We start from the raw sequence: 22,600 nt of genomic DNA, 5'->3' as shown, positions 1-22,600 counted from the left end.
CCGATCCCCCCAACGCCAGCGCACCCCCGCGCCGCCCGCGCGGCAGCCGTGAAATGCGTCTGGACGATCGCGTCGTGATCGCGCACGGCATGCCGACCCCGCTCTGGCAAGACCTCTATCACCGCGCGCTCGGCGTGCGCTGGCCGGTGTTTTTCGTGTCGCTGGCGGTGCTGTTCCTGCTGCTGAACACGCTGTTCGCGGGCCTCTACATGCTCGGCCGCGCGTCGATCGCCAATCAGTTTCCGGCCGGCTTCCCCGGCGCGTTTTTCTTCAGCGTCGAAACGCTCGCGACCGTCGGCTACGGCGACATGCATCCGCAGACCGTCTACGCGCATGCGATCGCGACGCTTGAAATCTTCGTCGGCATGTCGGGGATCGCGTTGGCGACCGGGCTGATCTTCGCGCGCTTCTCCCGCCCGCACGCGAAGATCATGTTCGCGCGCCACGCGGTGATCCGGCCGATCGACGGCCGCATGACGCTGATGGTGCGCTCGGCCAACGCGCGGCAAAACGTGATCGCCGAAGCCCGCGCGCGGCTGCGCATTCTGCGCGAGGAAACCTCCGTCGAAGGCTATACGCTGCGCAAGCTCTACGACCTCACGCTGGTGCGCGACCAGCATCCGGTGTTCAAGCTCGGCTGGGTGCTGATGCACGTGATCGACGAAAGCAGTCCGCTGTTCGGCGAGAACGCGCAAACGCTGAAGGACAGCGGCCTGTCGCTGCTGCTGACGCTCGAAGGAATCGACGAATCGACGTCGCAGACGATGCAGGCGCGCCATATGTGGACCTGCGAGCAGATTTTCTGGCAGTACCGTTTCGTCGACATCATGAGCGAGCGCGACGGCGTCAGCCATATCGACTACGCGCATTTCGACGAGATCGTGCCGCTCGATGCGGCGCCGCTCGATCCGGGCGTGATCGCGCGCGGTGCGACGCGGCGCGACGCTGACCACGTTTAGCGCAACCGAACACCTCGCGCACCGCCGCCGTACCGGGCCGCGCCGGGCCGTCCGGAGATGTATCGGACAGCCAGGGAAATACCCCAGGGGATACCCGAAGCCCGCCGCCGCGTGGCAAATCCGGCTCAAAAGCGCGGCAAAACGCGCGACTCGTCGCGCGCATTCGTTAGCGGCCGATTAAAGAAGAAAAATTCCTCTCCGCAGCGCGCTAAAAAATAGAGTCTCTTCCGCTATGTCGCATTGGTGCCCCCACCACCGCGCGCGGATATAGAACATTGGAGAGACTCCCCATGACCGCCCGCCTGCCCATCGACGGCACGCCCGCTCTCGCCGACTACCGGCTGTCCGACAATCTCACCGCGACGCGCGGCCGGATCTTCCTGACCGGCACCCAGGCGCTCGTGCGCCTGCCGCTGATGCAGCGCGCGCTCGACCGGGCGAGCGGCCTGAACACCGCCGGCTTCATCAGCGGCTATCGCGGCTCGCCGCTCGGCATGGTCGACCAGCAATTGTGGAAAGCGAAGAAACTGCTCGCCGCGAGCGACGTGCGCTTTCTGCCGGCGATCAACGAGGAACTCGGCGGCACCGCGGTGCTCGGCACGCAGCGGGTCGAGGCCGACCCGGAACGCACCGTCGAAGGCGTGTTCGCGATGTGGTACGGCAAGGGCCCGGGCGTCGACCGCGCGGGCGATGCGCTGAAGCACGGCAACGCGTACGGCTCGTCGCCGCACGGCGGTGTGCTGGTGGTGGCCGGCGACGACCACGGCTGCGTGTCGTCGTCGATGCCGCATCAGAGCGACTTCGCGATGATGTCGTGGCACATGCCGGTGGTGAATCCATCGAACATCGCCGACATGCTCGAATTCGGCCTGTACGGCTGGGCGCTGTCGCGTTTCTCCGGCGCATGGGTCGGCTACAAGGCGATCTCGGAGACGGTCGAATCGGGCTCGACCGTCGATCTCGACGCGCTGCACACCGGCTGGACCGTTCCTGAGGATTTCGAAGCACCCGCGGGCGGGCTGCACAACCGCTGGCCCGATCTGCCGAGCCTGACGATCGAAGCGCGCCTGCATGCGAAGCTCGACGCGGTGCGCCGCTTCGCGCGCACCAACAGCATCGACAAATGGATCGCGCCGAGCCCGCACGCGAACGTCGGCATCGTGACTTGCGGCAAGGCGCATCTCGATCTGATGGAGGCGCTGCGCCGGCTCGATCTGACGCTCGCCGATCTCGACGCGGCCGGCGTGCGTATCTACAAGGTCGGGCTGTCGTTCCCGCTCGAAATGACGCGCATCGACGCGTTCGTGTCCGGTCTGTCGGAAGTACTGATCATCGAGGAGAAAGGCCCGGTGATCGAGCAGCAGATCAAGGACTATCTGTACAACCGCACGCAAGGCGCGCGGCCGGCGGTGATCGGCAAGCACGACGCCGACGGCACGCTGCTGCTGTCCGACCTCGGCGAACTGCGCCCGTCGCGGATTCTGCCGGTGTTCGCGAACTGGCTCGCGAAGCACAAACCCGCGCTCGACCGGCGCGAGCGCGTGGTCGATCTGGTCGCGCCGCAAATCCTGTCGAACGCGGCCGACAGCGTGAAGCGCACGCCGTACTTCTGCTCGGGCTGCCCGCACAACACGTCGACCAAGGTGCCGGACGGTTCGATCGCGCAGGCCGGGATCGGCTGTCACTTCATGGCGTCGTGGATGGAGCGCGACACCACCGGCCTGATCCAGATGGGCGGCGAAGGGGTCGACTGGGCCTCGCATTCGATGTTCACGAAAACGCGCCACGTATTCCAGAATCTCGGCGACGGCACCTATTTTCACTCGGGCATTCTGGCGATCCGTCAGGCGGTCGCCGCGAAAGCGACGATCACCTACAAGATCCTCTACAACGACGCGGTCGCGATGACCGGCGGCCAGCCGGTCGACGGCAGCATCTCGGTGCCGCAGATCGCGCGGCAGGTCGAAGCCGAAGGCGTGTCGCGCTTCGTCGTGGTCAGCGATGAGCCCGAAAAATACGACGGCCATCACGGCCTGTTTCCGCAAGGCACGACCTTCCATCACCGCAGCGAGATGGACACGGTACAGCGCGAATTGCGCGACACCGACGGCGTGACCGTGCTGATCTACGACCAGACCTGCGCGGCCGAAAAACGGCGCCGTCGCAAGAAAGGCGAGTTCCCCGATCCGGACAAGCGCCTCTTTATCAACGAGGAAGTCTGTGAAGGCTGCGGCGATTGCGGCGTGCAGTCGAACTGTCTGTCGGTCGAACCGGTGGAAACCGCGCTCGGTCGCAAACGGCGGATCGATCAGTCGTCGTGCAACAAGGACTACTCGTGCGTGAACGGCTTCTGCCCGAGCTTCGTCACGGTCGAAGGCGGCAAGCTGAAGAAGGCCGCCGGCGCCGCGTTCGATCCGCAGGCGCTCGCCGCGCACGTCGACGGGCTGCCTCTGCCCGCCACGCAACTCGATGCCGCGCCGTACGACATTCTCGTGACCGGCGTCGGCGGCACCGGGGTCGTCACGGTCGGCGCGCTGATCAGCATGGCCGCGCATCTTGAGGGCAAGAGCGCGTCGGTGCTCGACTTCATGGGCTTCGCGCAGAAGGGCGGCTCGGTGCTGTCGTTCGTGCGCTTCGCCGCGCGCGACGAATGGCTGAACCAGGTGCGTATCGACACGCAGCAGGCCGACGTGCTGCTCGCCTGCGACATGGTGGTCGGCGCGAGCGCCGATGCATTGCAGACGGTGCGCCACGGCCGCACGCGGATCGTCGTCAACACGCATGCGATTCCGAACGCGACCTTCGTGCAGAACCCGGACGCGACACTGCACGCCGATGCGCTGCTCGACAAGATGCGTCACGCGGCCGGCGAAGAGCGGATGTCGACCTGCGACGCGCAAGCACTGGCGACGCGTTTTCTCGGCGATACGATCGGCGCGAACATCCTGATGCTCGGCTTTGCGTGGCAGCTGGGTCTGGTGCCGGTGTCGTTCGCGGCGCTGATGCGCGCGATCGAATTGAATAACGTCGCAGTGCAGATGAATCAGCTGGCGTTCTCGATCGGCCGCATGGCCGCCGCCGCGCCGGCCGCGCTCGAATCGCTGTGGCAGGCACGCCATGCGGTGCAGCCCGCGCTGCGTGTCGATACGCTCGACGAACTGATCGCGCATCGCGAAGCACGGTTGCTCACCTACGGCGGTGCGGCTTATGTGAAGCGCTATCGCGGCCTGGTCGACGCGGCGCGGCGCGCGGAAGCATCGGTCGATGCACAGAGCGAGCGCGTGACGCGCGCGGTCGCGACGACGTTCTACAAACTGCTCGCGGTGAAGGATGAATACGAAGTCGCGCGTCTGCATACCGACACCGCGTTCCGCGACGCGCTCGAAGCGCAGTTCGAAGGCACCGCCGGCAAGGACTTCACGATCCGCTTCAACCTCGCGCCGCCGACGCTCACGCGCGCGCAGCACGGCGCGGTGCCGAAGAAGAAAACTTTCGGTCAGTGGATGTGGCCGGTGCTGGGCGTGCTAGCCAGATGGCGCGGGCTGCGCGGCACGCCGCTCGATCCGTTCGGCCGCACGCTCGAACGCAAGATGGAACGAGAACTGGCGAGCGATTACGAAACCACGTTGCAACGCGCGCTCGAACGGCTCGACGTGGACAACCTCGACGATGTCGCGAAGCTGGCCGAACTGTATGCGCGGGTGCGCGGCTATGGCCACGTGAAGCTCGCGAATCTGGCGGGCGTGAAGCGCGGCGAACGCGATCTGGCGGCACGCTTGCGGATCGATGCGGCGACCGGCGCGGCGGTGAAACAATCGCTGGAAGAGATGAAGGGCGCCGGGCAGTTGCGCGGCATTCCGGTGGTGGTCACGAAGTAAGTTGCGGTGCGCGTTTGACGCGCGCAACGTGGCGATGAAAAAAGCCGCTTCGGTTTTGAGCCGAAGCGGCTTTTTGCTGGGCGGGTGCTTTAGGGCGTGGTGGCTTCGCGTGTTGCGTCAACGCGCTATCGCATCGAGCAACGCTCTCACCCGCGCTACTTTCTCCTGCTCCACCGGTGCGAGTCCATTGCCATCCACTCGCACGCCCGAGCCGAAATGCACCGCGTCGACCCGCGTGCTCTGAACGAAGCCCGCAACCGCATCGATCGTCAAACCCGCGCCGGCGAGCACCGTGCAATGCGAGCCGGCAGCCTGGCGCACGAGTTCGCTAATCGTCGCTTCCGCCTGCAATACCGATGGCTTTCCACCGGACGTCAGCACGTTGGTCACCGCATCGAACGACAGCAGTACATCGAGCGCTTCGCGTAGATCGCGCGCTTCATCGAACGCACGGTGAAACGTGATCGCGAGTCCATCGGCGGCTTCGCACGCTCGCGTCAGACCAGCGCGATCGATCGCGCCGTCACCGTCGAGCATGCCGATCACGATCCCGTTCGCGCCCACCGCCTTCACCGCGCGGATGTCGCGCAGCATCACCGCATAGTCGTCGGCATCGTAGACAAAACCGCGGCTATGCGGCCGCACGATCACGTTGACGGGAATCTGAACCGCGTCGACCACCGCCTCGATCAGCCCGACGCTCGGCGTCAGCCCGCCCTCGCCCATCGCGGTCACGAGTTCGAGACGGTCGGCGCCCGCGCGCGCGGCAACGCGCGCATCGGCAACGGTGGTGGCAATCACTTCGAGCAGCACGGACATGAGCGCAACCGGATGTCGTTGAAAACAACATCATCGCAGAAGCGCTAATCGTGCGGCCAGCGTCAGCGTTCGTCGTCGGCCCAGTCGATATCGCCGCACAGCACGCAGATCTGCTCGCCGACGCGCGTCGCCACCGACAGCGTCACGCACGGCAACGCCTCGTTGATCGACAGATACGGCCGCGTCACGTGCACGCGTTCCGGCGCATTGATCGCGGTGCTGAAGTACGGCCGCCGCAGCCAGTTCGCGCCCTGCGCATCGGCGAGCGGCAAAAAGCGCGTTTCATGCGCCGCGCGATCGGCGCGCAGCACGACGTTGCGGCCCGCCTGACGGCCCTTCGCATCGAGCAGGAAGCAGCGCGCCGCGTGATCGAGCGCGAGGAAATTCCAGCACACCTCGTCGAGCGGTTCGCCGGCCGCGAGCCGTTCGGCCGCGCGCTCGAATGCGCGCAGATACGGCGCGAGCCGGCGCGTGCTGCGGCGCTCGCGCGCCTCGGCCTGGTCGCGGTAGCGTTCGGTGACTTCGCCGATGCACGCGGCCGCATGACTCGCGTCGACGAGACCCGGACCCGGCCGGCCGAAGAAAAAGCCCTGCACGAAGTCGGCGTTGCACGCGAGCGCCATCTGCGCTTCATGCTCGGTCTCGACGCCTTCGATCAGCACCAGCTTGCCCGCCTCGTGCAGCAGCGCGACGAGGCCCGGCAGGATCGTCGCCATGTCGGCGCGATGCGCGGCGTGCGACAGCATGATGCGATCGAGTTTGACGATATCGGGATTGAGCTGCCAGATCCGTTCGATGTTCGAATGGCCGGCGCCGAAATCGTCGAGCGCGATCAGGAAGCCGCGCTCGCGAAACTCGCGCACCGCGTCGGCCAGCCGTTCGAGGTCCTCCGCGCTCTGCTCGAGCACTTCGAGCACCACCCGCCGCGGCGACAGTTCGAGCCGCCGCAGATTGGCGAGCAGCGCCGCGGCCAGATACGGATCGGTCAGCACGCCCGGATGCACGTTCAGGAACAGCCACTCGCGCTCGGCGCCGAGCATCCTGAAGTTCTCCAGATGCAGCGTCTGCGCGAGCCGGTCGACCTGCAGCGCGTCGCCGACGCGCGCGGCGTCGCCGAACACGTCGAGCGGCGAGATCGGCCGGTCGAACGTGTCGTGCGCGCGCAGCAAGCCCTCGTAGCCGACCGCCCGCATATGCGACAGGCTGAAAATCGGCTGGAACACGCTGGTCAACGTCAGCTCGCCATGCTGCACCGAATAGCGATGCAAGCCCGAAGTCATCTCCACTTCGAAGCCATGCGGCACGCTCGCCGCTCTGTCCTGTTGCGCAATCGTCATGCAGTCCTCTCACGCGGAACCGGCCGGTCCGAACGCGGAAGCAGACAGCCCCGCGCCGATTCTAAAAATGTGCGTCATCGACAACGCTTAAGCAAGCTCCATGCGCACGCTGGCGCACATAGCGCTGTAATTCGACCGAAAGATTTGCACGGCGATACGGCCGATGCGCCGCCGCTGGGCGGCGCATGCACCGTTACAGTGCGTCGCGCGGATTTACCCCGTGCTCGCCTCGCGGCCCAGCGACCCGCAGCCGGGCTACACTCCCCCCTGCCCGTGGTGGCCTCCCCCACAAACAGAAAACCTCAATCCGCCGAGAACATCCGATGGAAATCGTCTTCACCGTCCTGATCCTGTTGCTCGCGGTCGCGGGCTCCGGCGTGCTGACCCGCGCGCTGCCGCTGCCGTTCAAACTGCCGTTGCCGCTCGTGCAAATAGCGATCGGCGCGATCCTCGCGTGGCCGCGCTTCGACCTGCACGTCAAGTTCGACCCGGAAATCTTCATGCTGCTGTTCATCCCGCCGCTGCTGTTCGCGGACGGCTGGCGCATTCCAAAGCGCGAGTTCTTCATGGCGCGCCGCGCGATCGTGATGCTCGCGCTCGGTCTCGTGTTCATGACGGTGCTGGTGGTCGGCTACTTCGTGCACGCGCTGGTGCCGGAAATTTCGCTGCCGGTCGCGTTCGCGCTCGCCGCGGTGCTGTCGCCGACCGACGCGGTCGCGCTGTCCGGCATCGCCGGCAAGGGCAAGATTCCGGGGCAGCTGATGCACATCCTCGAAGGCGAGGCGCTGATGAACGACGCGTCGGGCCTCGTCGCGCTGAAGTTCGCGATCGCCGCCGCCTTGACCGGGGTGTTTTCATTGCGCGACGCGTCGATCAGCTTCGTCGTGATCGCGGCGGGCGGTCTCGCGATCGGCGCGGCGGTCAGCGCGGCATTCAGCTATGTGTCCACGCGCTTCCTGAGTCTGACCGAGGAAGGCGACCCGGCCCCCGGCGTCGTGATGACGCTGCTGATTCCGTTCGCCGCCTATCTGTGCGCGGAGCGCTTCGAGCTGTCGGGCATCCTCGCCGCGGTCGCGGCCGGCATGACGATGAACTACACCAGCATCGTCAATCAGGGGCAGGTGTCGTCGCGGGTGCGCGCGAGCAGCACGTGGACGATGATCGAGTTCGTGTTCAACGGCATGGTGTTCATCATGCTGGGGCTGCAGTTTCCGCACATTCTCGGCCGCGCGCTGCTCGACGCGCACCATACCAGCGGCGACGCGCAGGTCGGCCGGCTGATCGGCTACATCGTCGCGGTCGCGCTGGCGCTGTACGCGATGCGCTTCGTGTGGGTGTGGATGCTGCGCTGGTTCGCGAGCCGCGGCGCGGCTAAACAGGGCGTCGCGAACGCGGTGCCGGGGCTGCGGATGGTGTCGGTGACGACGGTGGCCGGCGTGCGCGGCGCGGTCACGCTCGCGGGCGTGCTGTCGTTGCCGGAATTGCTGCCGAACGGCACGCCGCTGCCGGGCCGCGATCTGGCGATCTTCATCGCGTCGGGCGTGATCCTGCTGTCGCTGCTGATCGCGGTGATCGCGTTGCCGGTGCTGCTGCGCGGCTGGCGCCGCGGCAAGGATCCGCATGCGGCGGAAGAAAACCTCGCGCGCACGCTGTCCGCGCAGGCGGCGATTCGCGCGGTCGATCAGGTGCACGACAAGGAATGCTCGAACCTCGAAGAGTCGGCGGCCGCGTATGCGGCCGATGTGACCGCGCGCGTGATGGACCTGTACCGGCGCCGCCTCGCGACGCTCGACGACGAGCAGGAACCGCGCGAACTCGCGCGCCGCGCCGACGCGCTCGAATTCCGGATGAAGCTCGCGGCGATGCGCGCCGAGCGCAAGACGCTGCTCGAATTGCGCGACAGTCAGCGGATCAACGACGAAACGATGAGCAAGCTGATGCGCGAGGTGGACTTGTCGGAGACCGCGCTGACCGCGCGTAATAGATAAACAGATAAACGGCGAGACTCCGGCGCCGGCGCCCGCAACGACGGACACCGGCACCGGTAAAACGAGGCTCAGGCCACCGGCCCTTGCACCGGCTTCCGTCGGAACAGCGCGTACAGAATGATCGCGCCGAACGTCGCGGTGCCGATCCCACCGAGCCCGAAGCCGCCGAGCTTCAGCGAGAAATCGCCGGCGCCGAGCACCAGCGTGACGGCCGCGACGATCAGGTTGCGGTTGTCGGAGAAGTCGACCTTGTTGACGACCCAGATGCGCGCGCCGGTCACCGCGATCAGCCCGAACACGACGATCGACACACCACCGAGCACCGGCCCCGGAATCGTCTGGATCACCGCGCCGAACTTCGGCGAGAAGCCGAGCAGCAGCGCGATCAGCGCGGCGATCACGAACACCAGCGTCGAATAGATCTTGGTCACCGCCATCACGCCGATGTTCTCCGCGTAGGTGGTCACGCCGGTGCCGCCCGCGAAGCCGGACACGATCGTCGCGAGGCCGTCGCCGAGAAACGCGCGGCCGATATAGCGGTCCAGGTTCTGCCCGGTCATCGCGCTGACCGCCTTGATGTGGCCGAGATTTTCGGCGACGAGGATCACCGCGATCGGCGCGAGCAGCGTCATCGCGTGCGGGTCGAACACCGGCGCCATGAAGTGCGGCATGCCGAACCACGCGGCGTTCGCGACGATCGAGAAATCGATCGGCTTGCCGCCCATGCCCAGGCCGTTGGTGACGATCGCGTAAATCACGTACGCGAGCAGCAGGCCGATCAGGATCAGCAGACGCTGCAGCATGCCGCGCGCGAACACCGCGACCGCGCCGACGCACAGCACGGTGACGAGCGCCATCCACGAATCGAAGTTGCTGCCGCTCACGCCGCGCACCGCGATCGGCGCGAGATTCAGACCGATCACGCAGACGATCGCGCCGGTCACGACCGGCGGCATCAGCGTTTCGATCCAGCGCGTGCCGACCGCCGACACGATCAGGCCGATCACCGCATAGACGAGCCCGCACGCGATGATCCCGCCGAGCGCGACCGCAATGTTCGGGTTCGGCCCGTGGCCGCCGTAGCCGGTCACCGCGATCACGAGGCCGATGAACGCGAAGCTCGACCCCAGGTAGCTCGGCACCCGGCCGCCGACCAGCACGAAGAACAGCAGCGTGCCGATCCCCGACATGAAGATGGCCAGGTTCGGATCGAAGCCCATCAGCAGCGGCGCGAGCACGGTCGAGCCGAACATCGCGACCACGTGCTGGACGCCCATCGCGACCATCTGCGGCCAGCCGAGCCGCTCGTCGATACCGACGATGCCGCCCTCGGCGGCGGCGGGCTGGCGGCGCCAGCGCGGGAAATAGGATGCGGCCATCGCGGGAATTCTCCTGTTGGGGTCGGCGTGGTTTGGTGGTTTGCTTATAGGCCGGTGGCGCGCGCCCGGAAACGGGCGGCCCGGCAGATTACGCGCGAGTTTACGGAGAGCAATAAGGGCTGGCAAGCGGCAGCGGCGGGTGCGGCGGTGAATCGCGCAGCGGAGCCGGCGGCGCGCGCCGACGGACCGTTCAGCAGGCTGCGCAGCCAGCACCACAGCCGATCGCTCAGCGCGCGCGCCCTTCCGTATCCGGCGTGCTCAGCGCGCCGTCGGCCGCCTCCGCGCCGTCCGCCGCGTCCGCCTCTTCCCCAAACGCGAGCACGCGGTTGCGGCCCGCGTCCTTCGCGCGATAAAGCGCGTGGTCGGCCGCATCGACCAGCGCGCGGCCGCCGGCGAAGCCCGCGCCCCGCGCGGTCGCCGCGCCGACGCTCACCGTCAGCACGTGATGCGCGCTCGCCACATGGCGGCACTGCAACGCCTGCACCGCCGCGCGGATCTGCTCGCCGATCTGCTGCGCGCCGGCCGCGTCGGTGTCCGGCAGCAGCACCGCGAACTCCTCGCCGCCGTAGCGCGCGGCGGTGTCGCCCGGGCGCCGCACGTTCTGCGCGATGCAGCCGCCCACGCCGACCAGCGCTTCGTCGCCGGCCGAATGGCCGTACAGGTCGTTGAAGCCCTTGAAGTTGTCGACGTCGATCAGCAGCACCGACAGCGGCCAGCCGTTGCGCTGCGCGCGCCGCCATTCGTCGTTCAGGTGCTCCTCGAACGCGCGGCGGTTGTTCAGCCCGGTCAGCCCGTCGGTGCGCGCGAGTTCGCGCAACTCCTCCTCGGCCGCGCGGCGCCGCCGCAACTGCTGCGCGAACAGGATCGCGAGCGCGATGATGGTCACGTCGAGCGCGGCGATCAGCGTGCCGATGATCCACGCGCGCCGCCGCCATTGAACGTAGATGTCGCGGGTCGACAGCGCGACGTCGAGGATCAGCGGATAGCCGTCGATATGCCGGAACGCGTACCAGCGCTCGACATGATCGATCGCCGCGGTGCCGAAAAAGTCGCCGCTCGGCCGCTGCACGAAGCGCGAAAAGTTGGCGGTGCCGGTCAGGTTCAGGCCGATGGTTTTAGCATCGTACGGACGGCGCATCAGCATCGTGCCGTCGCTGAGCATCAATGCCATCGAGCCGCTCGGCCCGAGTTTCATGCCGTCGAACAGCCGGTGGAAATAGGTCAGCCGCAAGGTGCCGACCACCACGCCGCCGAAGCTGCCGTCGGGCCGCGTGATGCGCCGGCTCAGCGCGATGCGCGAATCCGCGTCGCTGCCGGTGGGACTGAACGGATGACTGATGAACAGGCCCGCGTCGGGCGCGTCGCGCTGCGCGGTGAAGTAATCGCGGTCGGCGAGATTGGCCGGGCGCGGCGGCCATTCGCGCGAATCGAAGCGCACGTTGCCGTGTTCGTCGAGCACGAACACCGAGCCCATGTCCTTCGCGCTGATCGAGCCGTCGAACAGCACCATCTGACGGATTTGCGGCGGCAGCTCGAGCACGCCCGGATGCTTGAGACCGTCGATCACCGCGCGCAGCGACAGATCGTAGATCTCGAGATTGCGCGACACGTCGCGCTCGACCAGCAACGACACGTTGAAGATCGCATCCTGCGCGCGCCGCAACGCATCCATGCGCATCTGCGCGAGCAGCGCGACGGCGATCGCGAGAATCGCGCCGGCTAGCACGATGCTGATCCCAATCACGGCGTTCGGTCGGCGCGTCACCATTCCTTGTTCGTTCTGACATGCGCGCAATCACGCGCGTGAAAAAACGGCCGCGCCTCGGTAATTACCCTGAGTTCACGACCCTCGAATAACTAGCGTAGCAGACCCTTTGCCCCTCAATTGAGCGAACAGCCGGGTTTTTACCGATCCCGGCGCCGTTTCGGCCGCTTTGCCGCGCCGGCAAAGCCCCGGCCGGCCGGTGACCGCGCCGCGCTATCCGGTTCCGCGGGGGCCGCCAAATTTATCGGATAGCGAATGCAAATTGACTGGATAGTTCGCCCCGTCGATTGGGTATTCAATCGGGCCTGTCGTTATTCAAACGATTTGACAAGGAGTGGGACACATCATGAGCGAGCAACGCAGCGCCTCCGAATGGAGCGAATTCGTCAGCGGCTGTCTGGACTTCCGGCCGGCGGAAGGGGTCTACCGGATCGCCCGGGAAATGTTTACGGAACCCGAGCTGTTCTCGCTCGAGATGGAACACATCTTCGAGAAGGCCTGGATCTACGCGTGTCACGAAAGCGAGATCGCCAACAACAACGACTTTCTGACGATACGCGCCGGCCGCCAGCCGCTGATCATCTCGCGTGACAGCGCCGGCAAACTGAACGCGATGATCAACGCGTGCCAGCACCGCGGCGCGACGCTCACGCGGATGAGCAAGGGCAACCAGTCGACCTTCACCTGCCCGTTCCACGCATGGTGCTACAAGAACGACGGCCGCCTCGTGAAGGTGAAAGCGCCGGGCGAATACTGCGAAGACTTCGACAAGGCGACGCGCGGCCTGAAGAAAGCGCGCATCGAAAGCTACAAGGGCTTCGTGTTCGTGAGCCTCGACGTCGACGGCACCGACACGCTCGAAGAGTACCTGGGCGACGCGCGCATCTTCTTCGACATGATGGTCGCGCAATCGCCGACCGGCGAACTCGAAGTGCTGCCGGGCAAGTCGACCTACACGTTCGACGGCAACTGGAAGCTGCAGAACGAAAACGGTCTCGACGGCTATCACGTGAGCACCGTGCACTACAACTACGTGGCGACCGTGCAGCATCGCCACGAATCGAATGCGAAGAAGGGCGAAGTCCCCAGCGGCACGCTCGACTACAGCAAGCTCGGCGCGGGCGACGCGGAAACCGACGACGGCTGGTTCGCGTTCAAGAACGGCCACAGCGTGCTGTTCAGCGACATGCCGAACCCGGACGTGCGCCCCGGCTACAAGAGCGTGATGCCGCGCCTCGTCGAAGCGTACGGCAAGGACAAGGCCGAGTGGATGATGCACCGTCTGCGCAACCTGAACGTGTACCCGAGCCTGTTCTTCATGGATCAGATCAGCTCGCAGCTGCGTATCGTGCGTCCGCTCGCGTGGAACAAGACCGAGATCATCAGCCAGTGCATCGGCGTGAAGGGCGAGTCGGCCGAGGATCGCGAGAACCGCATCCGCCAGTTCGAAGACTTCTTCAACGTGTCCGGCATGGGCACGCCCGACGACCTCGTCGAATTCCGCGAGCAGCAGCGCGGCTTCCAGGCGCGTCTGGAGCGCTGGAGCGATATCTCGCGCGGTCATCACAAGTGGGAAGCGGGCGACACGCGCAACACCACGCTGCTCGGCATCAAGCCGAACCTGACCGGCACCGAACTGACCCACGAAGGGCTGTACGTGAACCAGCACGGCAACTGGCGCGACAAGATCCTGAAGGGCCTCGCTAAATCCAATGAATCGAAGGGAGAGCAGGCATGAGCCAACTCCAGCATTCCGTCGAGCAGTTTCTGTATCTGAAGTCGGACCTGTGCGACAAGCAGCAATGGGACGAGTACCTCGACCTGTTCGATGAACAGAGCACGTTTCACGTCCCGCAGTGGGATTCGGAGCACGTGTACACGACCGATCCGAAGCAGGGCATGTCGCTGATCTATTACTCGGATCGCGCCGGCCTCGAAGACCGCGTGTTCCGTCTGCGCACCGGCAAGTCGGCCGCGTCGACACCGCTGCCGCGCACGATGCACCAGATCAGCAACGTGCGTCTGACCGAGCGCGCGGACTCGCTGGTCGAGGCCGCGGTGAACTGGTCGACGATGTACACCCGTCACGGCTCGACCGACTACTTCTACGGCCGCGCGGTGTACGACCTGAAGCCGGCGGGCGAGAGCTGGAAGATCACGCGCAAGCACGTGCTGCTGCTGAACGACCACATCAACGCCGTGTTGGACTTTTATCACCTGTAAGCGGGAGCACGACGATGAAACATAAAGTCGCGTTGAATTTTGCCGACGGCAAAACCGCCTTCTTCGACGTCGGCCCGAACGAGCTGCTGCTCGACGCGGCGCTGCGCAACGGCGTGAACATTCCGCTCGACTGCCGCGAAGGCGTGTGCGGCACCTGCCAGGGCCGCTGCGAATCGGGCGAATACACGCTCGATTACGTCGACGAGGAAACGCTCAGCGAAGAAGATCTCGCGCAGCGCAAGATCCTGTCGTGCCAGACCCGCGTGAAGTCGGATGCGTCGTTCTTTTTCGACTTCGATTCGACGCTGTGCGAAGGCGCCGGCACCGCCGCGGTCAGCGCGACGGTGATCGGCGTGGAGCTGGTGTCGGCGACCACCGCGATCCTGCGCGTCGACGCGAGCTCGTATGCCCGTCAGCTCGACTTTCTGCCGGGCCAGTATGCGCGCGTGAAGGTGCCGGGCACCGAAGACTGGCGTTCGTACTCGTTCGCCAATCATCCGAACGAGCGCAACGAGCTGCAGTTCCTGATCCGCCTGCTGCCGAACGGCGCGATGAGCAACTATCTGCGCGAGCGCTGCAAGGTCGGCGACACGATCGAGTTCGAAGCGCCGCTCGGTGCGTTCTATCTGCGTCAGGTCGAGCGTCCGCTGGTGATGGTCGCGGGCGGCACCGGTCTGTCGGCGTTCCTCGGCATGCTCGACGAGCTGTCGGCGAAGCGCAATTGCGCGCATCCGGTGCGCCTGTACTACGGCGTCACCAATGCGGCCGATCTGTGCGAGACCGAGCGCATCAATAACTACAAAGCCAGCATCGAAGGCTTCGCGGTCGAGACGGTGGTGATGAACCCGGCGCCGGAGTGGTCGGGCAAAACCGGTCTGATCCCCGAGCACTTCGATCGTTCGTTCCTCGAATCGAACGGCTTCGACATGTACGTGTGCGGACCGCCGCCGATGGTCGAAGCGATCAAGACCTGGCTTGGCGAGCAAGGTATTCAGGACTACCGGCTGTACTACGAGAAGTTCGGCGAGAGCAACGCGCGTTAAGCGGCTGCGTGCCAATGCTCAAATGTCCCGTGCCGGCGTGAAAACGCTGGGCGGGACATTTTCTTTTGGTGGAGATGTTTCGGTGCGCTTAGCGTTGTGCGCGTTGCGCGTTCAGCGTCTGGCCGCGCGCTTGAGCGTATCGGACGGCGACTCGCCGAACAGCGCCTTGTACTCGGTCGAGAAGCGGCCCAGATGCGACATCCCCCACCCCAGCGCGACCGACGAAATATTGCGTACCGAGCGATCTTCGAGAATATCGCGCCGCACCGATTCGAGCCGGTAGCGCTTCAGATACGCGATCGGCGCGCAACCGAAGTACTGGCGAAAACCGTCGAACAGTTTGAAGCGCGACACGCCAGCCGCGCGTTCGATGTCTTCGAGCGTGATCGGCTCGCGCGCGTTGTCGTGGATGAACTGGCGCGCGCGGGTCAGGTAATGCGGCGGCGTCAACGCGGACGCGTTGGCCAGTTGCTCGCTGTAGTTATGCGGCTGCGACAGCAACAGCCCTTTCAGCAAGGTCAGCTCCAGTTCGCTCGACATATACAGATGCCCGAGCGACGGCCCGCTGCGCTCCATTTCGCCAACCAGAAACTTGACCATGCGCCACCACGACGCCTGGTCGCCGGCGGCGGCATCCATGTCGGGCTGGAATACGAGCGGAGATTCGACCGGGCGCGACAGCATCGTTTGCAGCACCTGCTGAAGCGCGGAGCGCGGAATCGCGACGTGCAGCTTGCGGCAATTACCGGTGATCGCGAGATCCTGCGATTCCTGCGGACTGACGATCACGCCGCGATCCTGATCGGACAACCAGCGTTTGCCGTGCGCGGCCAGCTCCTGCTCGCCGACCACCGGCAGGCTGACGCTGTAGCAGTTCAGCGGGCTGTTCTCGCGCACCGCGACCGTGACGTCGGTGCCGTACTCGACGTAGCCGATCGTGGTCGCCATCGAGCGCAGCACGGTGCCCGACTGGTGAAATCGCAGCCGCTCCGGCCGGCTGACCTGCAGCCCGTGCGGGCCGCAGATCGACGCCATCCAGTCGCGCGCGCCATCCAGGTCGCTCGACGCGGTACCGATATCGCGGTTGTTAGGCTCCGATGTTGATCGCATACGTAGAAAACGGACTACCAGGGTCTCGCGCGCCGGGGGCTTCTTATAGCAACGCGAAACGGGGGACATTGTGATTTCGCAAGACTACCTCAATCGCGTCAAAACTGCGCAGCGGAACAAAAACTTTGTCGGCGCACAACGAACCGTTGCGCACGCAAGCAATCTTCGGCGCGCGCCGGCTGACGGGGGCGAGCGGCTGAATACATAGCGCGGGGAAGATGAAATTAATTCGAAAGAGATTGTTTTCATCATGCGCGTAAAACAATAGAACTTCGGTCATTTTTCTTTCATCTTATGAAAGCTTGTCAGGAAAAACCCGATTTTGCTCAAGTCCCGATCCGCGCGGTCCGATATCCAGTAGGTGGGGCACCCCATCTGGATCGTCGCGCGCGACGTGCCGGGCGGGCAAGACAAAAACACGGAAACCGCTGCGCGGAAGAGCGGTATTCAAAACGTGCCCCACGGTCCCGGACCTGAGAGTCCATGACGAACGTTTTGCGTTCGGTACTGGAGAAAATAACAAGTGAACTTCAACCGCCTCACCATCAAAAGCAAGCTGATTGCGGGCTTTGGCCTGCTCTCGCTGATCGTCGTCGGGGTGTCCGGGCTTTCGCTGAAAGCGCTGAGCGACTCGACCGACGGTTTTACCCAATACGTGCGCGGCATCAACGCGCGCGCCGACATGGTCGTGCAGGTGCGAACCGCGATCGACCGGCGCGCGATCGCCGCGCGCAATCTCGTGCTCGTGACCAAAGCTCAGGACATCGAACTGGAAAAGGCCAATGTGCTGCGCGCGCATGCGGACGTGCAGACGCATCTGAAGAAGCTCAACGACATGATCTCGACCGCGACCGATACGTCGGAGAAAGCGCGCGAGCTGGTGGCCGAGATCAATCGCATCGAATCCTTGTATGGGCCGGTCGCGACCCGCATCGTCGGCCTCGCGCTCGACGGCAACCGCGAGCAGGCGACCGTCGAAATCGACGACAAGTGCCGCCCGCTGCTCGCCGCGCTGATTCGCGCGACCGACACCTACGCCGACTACACGCGCGGCCGTCAGGAGGTGCGGATCAGCGAGTACGCCGCGCACTACCAGACCCAGCGCAACCTGCTGATCGGGATCTGCGTGATCGCGATCGGTTTCGCGATCGCCGCCTGCTGGCTGATCGCGCGCGCGGTGACCGGCCCGCTCGGCTTTGCGATCGACGTCGCGCGCACGGTGTCGCAAGGCGATCTGCGCACGCGTATCAGCGTCGACGGCAAGGACGAAACCAGCAAACTGCTCGGCGCGCTGCGCGAGATGAACGAGCGGCTCACGGCGATCGTCACGCGGGTGCGCGACAGCAGCACGAGTATTGCCGGCGCGGCGCGCGAGATCGCCGCAGGCAACATGGACCTGAGCCAGCGCACCGAGCAGCAGGCCGCGTCGCTGCAGGAAACCGCGTCGAGCATGGAGGAGCTGACCTCGACCGTCAGACAGAATGCGGAGAACGCGCAACAGGGCAGCACGCTGGCGTCGAATGCGTCGGCGGTCGCGCACAAAGGCAGCGCGGTGGTCGGCCAGGTCGTCAGCACGATGCAGGCGATCAGCGACAGCTCGACGAAGATCGCGGATATCACCGGGATCATCGAAGGGATCGCGTTCCAGACCAACATCCTCGCGCTGAACGCGGCGGTCGAAGCGGCGCGCGCCGGCGAACAGGGCCGCGGCTTCGCGGTGGTCGCGAGCGAGGTGCGCAGCCTCGCGCAACGCTCGTCGAGCGCGGCCAAGGAGATCAAGGATCTGATCGCGGCGTCGGTCGAGCGGATTCGCGACGGCTCGACGCTCGCGGGCCAGGCGGGCGAGACGATGAACGAAGTCACCCAGGCGGTCGCGCGCGTGACCGACATCATGGCGGAGATCGCGGCTGCCTCGAGCGAACAGAGCCGCGGCATCGAGCAGGTCAATCTCGCGATCACGCAGATGGATAACGTCACGCAGCAGAACGCGGCGCTGGTCGAACAGGCGGCGGCCGCATCCCGCTCGATGGAGGATCAGGGGCAGCAGTTGAATGAGGCGGTGGCGTTTTTTCAGGTGGCGGGGAATGCGGGGGGGATGGGAGCGGGGTCGGCGAGCGCTGCGGCTGCGTCTGCGGCTGTGCGGAAAGAGATGCCTCGGCGGGATAAGGTGGCGCCGGTGCAGCGCGTTGCACGCGCGGTGACTGTTGCGCCGGTGGCTGCGACGGGCGCTGCGGCGGCTAGCGCGAATGATGGCTGGGATCAGTTCTAGATCGAAGCCGCTGTGCTCTGTCGATGCGCCGCTCTTTCTGCTCAGAGCGGCGCTCGCGGAAAGACCTAAGCAGAAATGAAAAAACCGGCTCGAGGCCGGTTTTTTCATTAAGGAATCTGGTGTGGTGGAGAGGAGGAGGATCGAACTCCCGACCTTCGCATTGCGAACGCGACGCTCTCCCAGCTGAGCTACCCCCCCAACACGAAAATCATTCTAGCACAGCAATTTTCCGTTTTGCCAAGCCGGGCGGCTCGGGGAAAACCTCATCTGGACGGCGCGCCCTGAAGCACCCAATCGACCACCGCGCGCACGTCCGCGTCGCTCATTTTCGGGTGGGCCGGCATCGGGATCATGCCCCACACACCGGAGCCGCCGGCCTTCACCTTGTGCGCGAGTTTCGCCGGCGCCTGCGCATCGTCCTTGTATTTCGCGGCGACCTGCTGGAACGACGGCCCGACCAGTTTGCGATCCACCGCGTGACAACCCATGCACGCATTCGCGAGCGCGATCCGCTGGCCGGGCGGCGGGCCGGCCGCCTGCGCGGGCGCGGAGAGCCCGGCGATCAGCACGCCCAGGCCAAGCACCAGCGCGCCGCTCGCGCGCCCGATGCGCGTCGTTGCAACGCGCATCACTGCGGCGCCTTCGGATTACCCGGCCGCACTGGCGTCGACGGATTGACCGGCGCCGGCGCCTGCTGCTCGAGCGGCTGCGAGCTCACGCCCGAATCGGGAATCGCGCCGACCGTCGGCTCGCCCGCGTCGGGCTGCGATGCGCCCACCGGCGCCGTCGCCGCCGCGGTGGCGGCCGCCGCCGCTTCCTGCGGCTGGATGTACTGGAACACCTTCACGACCTGCACGACGCCGGGCACGCGACTCGCGACGTCGGCGCCGCGATTGCCCTCGTCCATCGTCACGAGGCCCATCAGGTACACGTTGCCGCGCTCGGACACCACCTTGAAGTTGTTCGCCGAAATGTCCTTCTCGGCGATCAGCGCGGTCTTCACGCGGGTCTCGAGATAGGTATCGTTGGTGCGCGACGAGAACGAGCTGGCCGGCATGATCGCCAGTTCGTTGACGATCGTATTCACGTTGTTCAGACCGCGCACGATGCTCTCGGCGCGCTGCTTCGACGCATCGCCCGCGACCTCGCCGGTCAGCAGCACGCGGCGGTTGAACACCGCGACGTTCACGTGCGCGGAGTCCGGCAGATTCTGGCTGATCTGCGACAGCGCCTTCACCTGGATCTCGCGGTCCTCGGTCTGCGCGCCGAGCGTGCGGCGGTCGGTCGCCATCAGCGCGCCGCCGCCCGCCGCGCCCGCGACGGCAAGGAAACAGCCTTGCAGCGTGGCCGACAGCCCCGCCGCGAACCCCACCACCAGCACGGTTCTCACCAGTGTCTTCTTGACGCGGAATACGCTCATCAACTAGCTCTCCTTCGGAATCAGTCTCAGTCTTCGCCGAGCAACATGGCATCGATGCCGTCGCACAGACAATGGATGGTCAGCAGGTGCACTTCCTGGATGCGCGCGGTGCGATCGGCCGGCACGCAGATGTGGATGTCGGTATCGCTCAGCACTTCCTGCGCGCGGCCGCCGCCCTTGCCGGTCAGCGCGACCACGATCATTTCGCGCTCGTGCGCCGCTTCGATCGCGGCGAGCACGTTCGCGGAGTTGCCGGACGTGCTGATCGCGAGCAGCACGTCGCCGGGCTGGCCGAGCGCCCAGACCTGCTTCGAGTAAATTTGTTCGAACGAATAGTCGTTGGCGATCGCGGTCAATACCGACGTGTCGGTGCTCAGGGCGATGGCCGGCAGGCCCGGCCGCTCGCGCTCGAAGCGGCCGATCAGCTCGGCGGCGAAATGCTGCGCGTCGGCGGCCGAACCGCCGTTGCCGCACGCGAGGATGCGATTGCCGTTGGCAAGCGCGGCGAACATCGTGTCGACCGCTGCGGCGATCGGCATCGACAGGGTTTCGAGGGCTGCGAGTTTGACTGCCGCGCTGTCGCGGAAGTGTTGTTGAATGCGTTCGACTGACATCGAGTCTCTATCTTCTACCGCTTGGTTTTACCGTTCAGGGACCGCTCTACGCGGCCATGTTGTGAAGTCGTGCTGCCAGCTGCGCGCCGCCGATGAGTTGCGCTGTTCTTGTCGCGCGCGGGCGTGGACGCGGGCGCGAAAAGCGGGCGCGAAAAACCTCGTGAAACACGAGGCTTTCTACGTGATTACGCGCTTCGCGCATCGCCGGGCGCGCCGGCAAGCTCGGCACGCGAGCGCAAGTTTATCGCACTCACGCGGGTCGCCCGCGCGGGTTGCTCGCGCGGGCCGTCAAACTTCGTCGGCGCGAAACGCGTCGCGCAGCCATTCGAGCCGGCCGCCTTCGAACGCGATCACATCGAACCGGCACACGGGCGGCTCGTGCGGCTCGTGACGCCATGCTAGCGTCGCCAGATAATGCCGCGCCGCACGCACGATGCGCTGCTGCTTCCGCCAACCGATGCTCGCCGCCGCGCCGCCGTAGTGCCGCTGCGCCCGCGCGCGTACTTCGACGAACACCAGCGTACCGTCGCGATCGCGCATCACCAGATCGATCTCGCCGCCGCGGCACGCCACGTTACGCGCGACGAAACGCAGCCGCTGGCGTTGCAAAAACACCTGCGCACGCGCTTCGAACGCCGCGCCGACGGATTTGGACCGGGCCGCGCCGGAAAAGTTGTCGTGCCCCGCCGAGCCCGTTTCGCGCGAGCCCACATGGCACAATGTCGGCCTCGTTCCGTCTGTTTGCGTCTTCCGTTTCATGACTCCTCTCTCCGAACTCGCGCAAGGACAGCAGTACCCGACCGCCGCGCTGTATGTCGTGGCCACGCCGATCGGCAACATCGCCGACATCACGCTGCGCGCGCTGCACGTGCTCGGACTCGCGGACCGCATCGCCGCCGAGGACACCCGCAACACCGGTCAGCTGCTCGCGCGCTACGGCATCTCGAAGCCGCTCGTCGCCGTGCATCAGCACAATGAGCGCGCCGCGGCGCAACGCGTGATCGAATTTCTGCAGGCGGGCGAGCGCGTCGCCTACGTATCCGACGCGGGCACGCCGGGCATTTCAGACCCGGGCGCGAAGCTCGTCGACGCGGTGCGCGAGGCCGGCTTCGCGGTAATCCCGCTGCCCGGCGCGAGCGCGCTCGCGACCGCGCTGAGCGCGGCCGGCGACTGGGTCGCGACCTTCTCGTTTCTCGGTTTTCTGCCGCCGAAGCCGAAAGCGCGTGCCGCCGCGTTGCAGGCGCTCGCGCAACACGCACACGCGATGGTGTTCTACGAAGCGCCGCACCGGATCGTCGAAACCGTGCAGGCGCTCGCCGACGCGTTCGGCGGCGAGCGCCGTCTGCTGATCGCGCGGGAACTGACGAAGTTACATGAAGCGCTGCACCAGGGCACCCTGGCCGAAGCGCCAGCATGGCTCGCCGCCGATGCGAACCGGCAGCGCGGCGAATTCGTGCTGGTGGTCGAAGGCGCGACGCCCCAAGCGGCCGGCGAGCACGATCACGACGCGCTGCTTGAATTGCTGCTGGAAGAGATGTCGGTGAGCGGCGCGGCAAAGGTCGCGGCGTCGCTGACGGGCGCGTCGCGCAATGCGCTGTATTCGCGCGCGCTGGCGTTGAAGGAAGACAGGTCCGACGCGTGACGCGCTACCCGCGCACAGACAAATAGGGACGAAAAAAGGGCCGCATAAGCGGCCCTTCGTTTTTACAGCCAGTGTTCCGGCAATCTCGGTTCGCCAGCAGGGAAGCCGGCACGATCCGCAAATTGCAAATTCGACTGCACCCTGCACGGCGCGG

At 65.8% G+C, this 22,600-nt stretch carries 18 protein-coding genes and 1 tRNA gene; 8 read left to right on the top strand and 11 right to left on the bottom strand.

The window, feature by feature from the left end; translation table 11 throughout:
* Together BTH42_RS01285 and BTH42_RS01280 are read left to right on the top strand one after the other, a co-directional pair.
* On the top strand, positions 1–959 hold a 959-nt coding region (locus tag BTH42_RS01285; RefSeq protein WP_075294953.1), incomplete at its 5' end, for an ion channel.
* Between the two features lie 290 nt (positions 960–1,249).
* The gene (locus BTH42_RS01280; RefSeq protein ID WP_075294934.1) at positions 1,250–4,837 is read left to right on the top strand and encodes an indolepyruvate ferredoxin oxidoreductase family protein; all 3,588 of its coding nucleotides are present in this window, start codon (positions 1,250–1,252) and stop codon (positions 4,835–4,837) included.
* 117 nt (positions 4,838–4,954) lie between these two features.
* Here BTH42_RS01280 and BTH42_RS01275 read toward each other — a convergent pair whose 3' ends face one another.
* Together BTH42_RS01275 and BTH42_RS01270 are read right to left on the bottom strand one after the other, a co-directional pair.
* Positions 4,955–5,656 carry a copper homeostasis protein CutC gene (locus tag BTH42_RS01275; RefSeq protein WP_075294932.1) on the bottom strand — a complete coding sequence of 234 codons (702 nt, stop codon included), beginning with the start codon at positions 5,654–5,656 and terminating at the stop codon, positions 4,955–4,957.
* Between the two features lie 62 nt (positions 5,657–5,718).
* A complete protein-coding gene (locus tag BTH42_RS01270; protein ID WP_075294930.1) occupies positions 5,719–6,993 on the bottom strand; it encodes an EAL domain-containing protein in 1,275 nt (424 codons plus the stop codon).
* A 323-nt stretch (positions 6,994–7,316) separates the two neighbouring features.
* Between BTH42_RS01270 and BTH42_RS01265 the strand changes: the two genes are divergently transcribed.
* The gene (locus BTH42_RS01265; protein WP_075294928.1) at positions 7,317–8,981 is read left to right on the top strand and encodes a Na+/H+ antiporter; all 1,665 of its coding nucleotides are present in this window, start codon (positions 7,317–7,319) and stop codon (positions 8,979–8,981) included.
* Positions 8,982–9,049: 68 nt separating this feature from the next.
* Here BTH42_RS01265 and BTH42_RS01260 read toward each other — a convergent pair whose 3' ends face one another.
* Positions 9,050–10,360 carry a solute carrier family 23 protein gene (locus BTH42_RS01260; RefSeq protein ID WP_075294927.1) on the bottom strand — a complete coding sequence of 437 codons (1,311 nt, stop codon included), beginning with the start codon at positions 10,358–10,360 and terminating at the stop codon, positions 9,050–9,052.
* Positions 10,361–10,586: 226 nt separating this feature from the next.
* The gene (locus BTH42_RS01255; RefSeq protein ID WP_075294926.1) at positions 10,587–12,128 is read right to left on the bottom strand and encodes a diguanylate cyclase domain-containing protein; all 1,542 of its coding nucleotides are present in this window, start codon (positions 12,126–12,128) and stop codon (positions 10,587–10,589) included.
* A 343-nt stretch (positions 12,129–12,471) separates the two neighbouring features.
* Here BTH42_RS01255 and antA point away from each other — a divergent pair, with 343 nt between their 5' ends.
* Genes antA through antC form a run of 3 tightly spaced genes read left to right on the top strand, consistent with a single transcriptional unit; the run spans position 12,472 to position 15,391 of the window.
* Positions 12,472–13,863, top strand: a complete 1,392-nt coding sequence (gene antA / locus BTH42_RS01250) for an anthranilate 1,2-dioxygenase large subunit (RefSeq protein ID WP_075294923.1) — start codon at positions 12,472–12,474, stop codon at positions 13,861–13,863.
* On the top strand, positions 13,860–14,348 hold the full coding sequence (gene antB, locus BTH42_RS01245) for an anthranilate 1,2-dioxygenase small subunit (RefSeq protein WP_075294921.1): 489 nt from the start codon (positions 13,860–13,862) through the stop codon (positions 14,346–14,348). Before antA ends, antB begins: the two co-directional genes overlap by 4 nt.
* Before the next feature lie 14 nt (positions 14,349–14,362).
* A complete protein-coding gene (gene antC, locus BTH42_RS01240; protein ID WP_075294920.1) occupies positions 14,363–15,391 on the top strand; it encodes an anthranilate 1,2-dioxygenase electron transfer component AntC in 1,029 nt (342 codons plus the stop codon).
* Positions 15,392–15,502: 111 nt separating this feature from the next.
* Here the strand turns inward: antC and BTH42_RS01235 are convergent, their stop codons facing one another.
* Both BTH42_RS01235 and BTH42_RS34605 read right to left on the bottom strand, forming a co-directional pair.
* On the bottom strand, positions 15,503–16,501 hold the full coding sequence (locus BTH42_RS01235; protein WP_075294917.1) for a helix-turn-helix domain-containing protein: 999 nt from the start codon (positions 16,499–16,501) through the stop codon (positions 15,503–15,505).
* 43 nt (positions 16,502–16,544) lie between these two features.
* On the bottom strand, positions 16,545–16,781 hold the full coding sequence (locus tag BTH42_RS34605; protein ID WP_143751948.1) for a hypothetical protein: 237 nt from the start codon (positions 16,779–16,781) through the stop codon (positions 16,545–16,547).
* 243 nt (positions 16,782–17,024) lie between these two features.
* Between BTH42_RS34605 and BTH42_RS01230 the strand changes: the two genes are divergently transcribed.
* Positions 17,025–18,770, top strand: coding sequence for a methyl-accepting chemotaxis protein (locus tag BTH42_RS01230; RefSeq protein ID WP_075294915.1), 1,746 nt, complete (start codon positions 17,025–17,027; stop codon positions 18,768–18,770).
* Positions 18,771–18,892: 122 nt separating this feature from the next.
* On the opposite strand, the gene BTH42_RS01225 is transcribed toward BTH42_RS01230, so the two are convergent.
* From BTH42_RS01225 to BTH42_RS01205, 5 genes are all read right to left on the bottom strand, one after another.
* Positions 18,893–18,968, bottom strand: a tRNA-Ala gene (locus BTH42_RS01225).
* 65 nt (positions 18,969–19,033) lie between these two features.
* Complete coding sequence (locus BTH42_RS01220) at positions 19,034–19,399, bottom strand: c-type cytochrome (protein WP_075294913.1); 366 nt, start codon at positions 19,397–19,399, stop codon at positions 19,034–19,036.
* Complete coding sequence (locus tag BTH42_RS01215) at positions 19,399–20,190, bottom strand: BON domain-containing protein (RefSeq protein ID WP_075294911.1); 792 nt, start codon at positions 20,188–20,190, stop codon at positions 19,399–19,401. The genes BTH42_RS01220 and BTH42_RS01215 overlap by 1 nt, the downstream gene beginning before the upstream one ends.
* Positions 20,191–20,216: 26 nt before the next feature.
* Positions 20,217–20,804, bottom strand: a complete 588-nt coding sequence (locus BTH42_RS01210; protein WP_075294909.1) for a phosphoheptose isomerase — start codon at positions 20,802–20,804, stop codon at positions 20,217–20,219.
* 288 nt (positions 20,805–21,092) lie between these two features.
* On the bottom strand, positions 21,093–21,563 hold the full coding sequence (locus BTH42_RS01205; RefSeq protein WP_083654638.1) for a YraN family protein: 471 nt from the start codon (positions 21,561–21,563) through the stop codon (positions 21,093–21,095).
* On the opposite strand from BTH42_RS01205, the gene rsmI reads away from it, so the two are divergent.
* The gene (rsmI, locus tag BTH42_RS01200; protein WP_075294903.1) at positions 21,562–22,446 is read left to right on the top strand and encodes a 16S rRNA (cytidine(1402)-2'-O)-methyltransferase; all 885 of its coding nucleotides are present in this window, start codon (positions 21,562–21,564) and stop codon (positions 22,444–22,446) included. The two genes, BTH42_RS01205 and rsmI, sit on opposite strands and share 2 nt — an antisense overlap.
* The last annotated feature ends 154 nt before the right edge of the window (positions 22,447–22,600 follow it).

It is taken from the genome of Burkholderia sp. SRS-W-2-2016 (assembly GCF_001931485.1).
In the GTDB taxonomy this organism is placed as follows: Bacteria; Pseudomonadota; Gammaproteobacteria; order Burkholderiales; family Burkholderiaceae; genus Paraburkholderia.
This window is presented reverse-complemented; position numbering and strand designations above follow the sequence as displayed.

Excerpts from the sequence above, each read along its gene's own strand:
- BTH42_RS01205 (WP_083654638.1), bottom strand. The coding sequence starts at position 21,563 with ATGAAACGGAAGACGCAAACAGACGGAACGAGGCCGACATTGTGCCAT.
- antC (WP_075294920.1), top strand. The coding sequence starts at position 14,363 with ATGAAACATAAAGTCGCGTTGAATTTTGCCGACGGCAAAACCGCCTTC.
- BTH42_RS01255 (WP_075294926.1), bottom strand. The coding sequence starts at position 12,128 with ATGGTGACGCGCCGACCGAACGCCGTGATTGGGATCAGCATCGTGCTA.
- antB (WP_075294921.1), top strand. The coding sequence starts at position 13,860 with ATGAGCCAACTCCAGCATTCCGTCGAGCAGTTTCTGTATCTGAAGTCG.
- BTH42_RS01215 (WP_075294911.1), bottom strand. The coding sequence starts at position 20,190 with ATGAGCGTATTCCGCGTCAAGAAGACACTGGTGAGAACCGTGCTGGTG.
- BTH42_RS34605 (WP_143751948.1), bottom strand. The coding sequence starts at position 16,781 with ATGACCGAAGTTCTATTGTTTTACGCGCATGATGAAAACAATCTCTTT.
- BTH42_RS01220 (WP_075294913.1), bottom strand. The coding sequence starts at position 19,399 with ATGCGCGTTGCAACGACGCGCATCGGGCGCGCGAGCGGCGCGCTGGTG.
- antA (WP_075294923.1), top strand. The coding sequence starts at position 12,472 with ATGAGCGAGCAACGCAGCGCCTCCGAATGGAGCGAATTCGTCAGCGGC.
- BTH42_RS01270 (WP_075294930.1), bottom strand. The coding sequence starts at position 6,993 with ATGACGATTGCGCAACAGGACAGAGCGGCGAGCGTGCCGCATGGCTTC.
- BTH42_RS01280 (WP_075294934.1), top strand. The coding sequence starts at position 1,250 with ATGACCGCCCGCCTGCCCATCGACGGCACGCCCGCTCTCGCCGACTAC.
- BTH42_RS01260 (WP_075294927.1), bottom strand. The coding sequence starts at position 10,360 with ATGGCCGCATCCTATTTCCCGCGCTGGCGCCGCCAGCCCGCCGCCGCC.
- BTH42_RS01265 (WP_075294928.1), top strand. The coding sequence starts at position 7,317 with ATGGAAATCGTCTTCACCGTCCTGATCCTGTTGCTCGCGGTCGCGGGC.
- BTH42_RS01275 (WP_075294932.1), bottom strand. The coding sequence starts at position 5,656 with ATGTCCGTGCTGCTCGAAGTGATTGCCACCACCGTTGCCGATGCGCGC.
- rsmI (WP_075294903.1), top strand. The coding sequence starts at position 21,562 with ATGACTCCTCTCTCCGAACTCGCGCAAGGACAGCAGTACCCGACCGCC.
- BTH42_RS01235 (WP_075294917.1), bottom strand. The coding sequence starts at position 16,501 with ATGCGATCAACATCGGAGCCTAACAACCGCGATATCGGTACCGCGTCG.
- BTH42_RS01210 (WP_075294909.1), bottom strand. The coding sequence starts at position 20,804 with ATGTCAGTCGAACGCATTCAACAACACTTCCGCGACAGCGCGGCAGTC.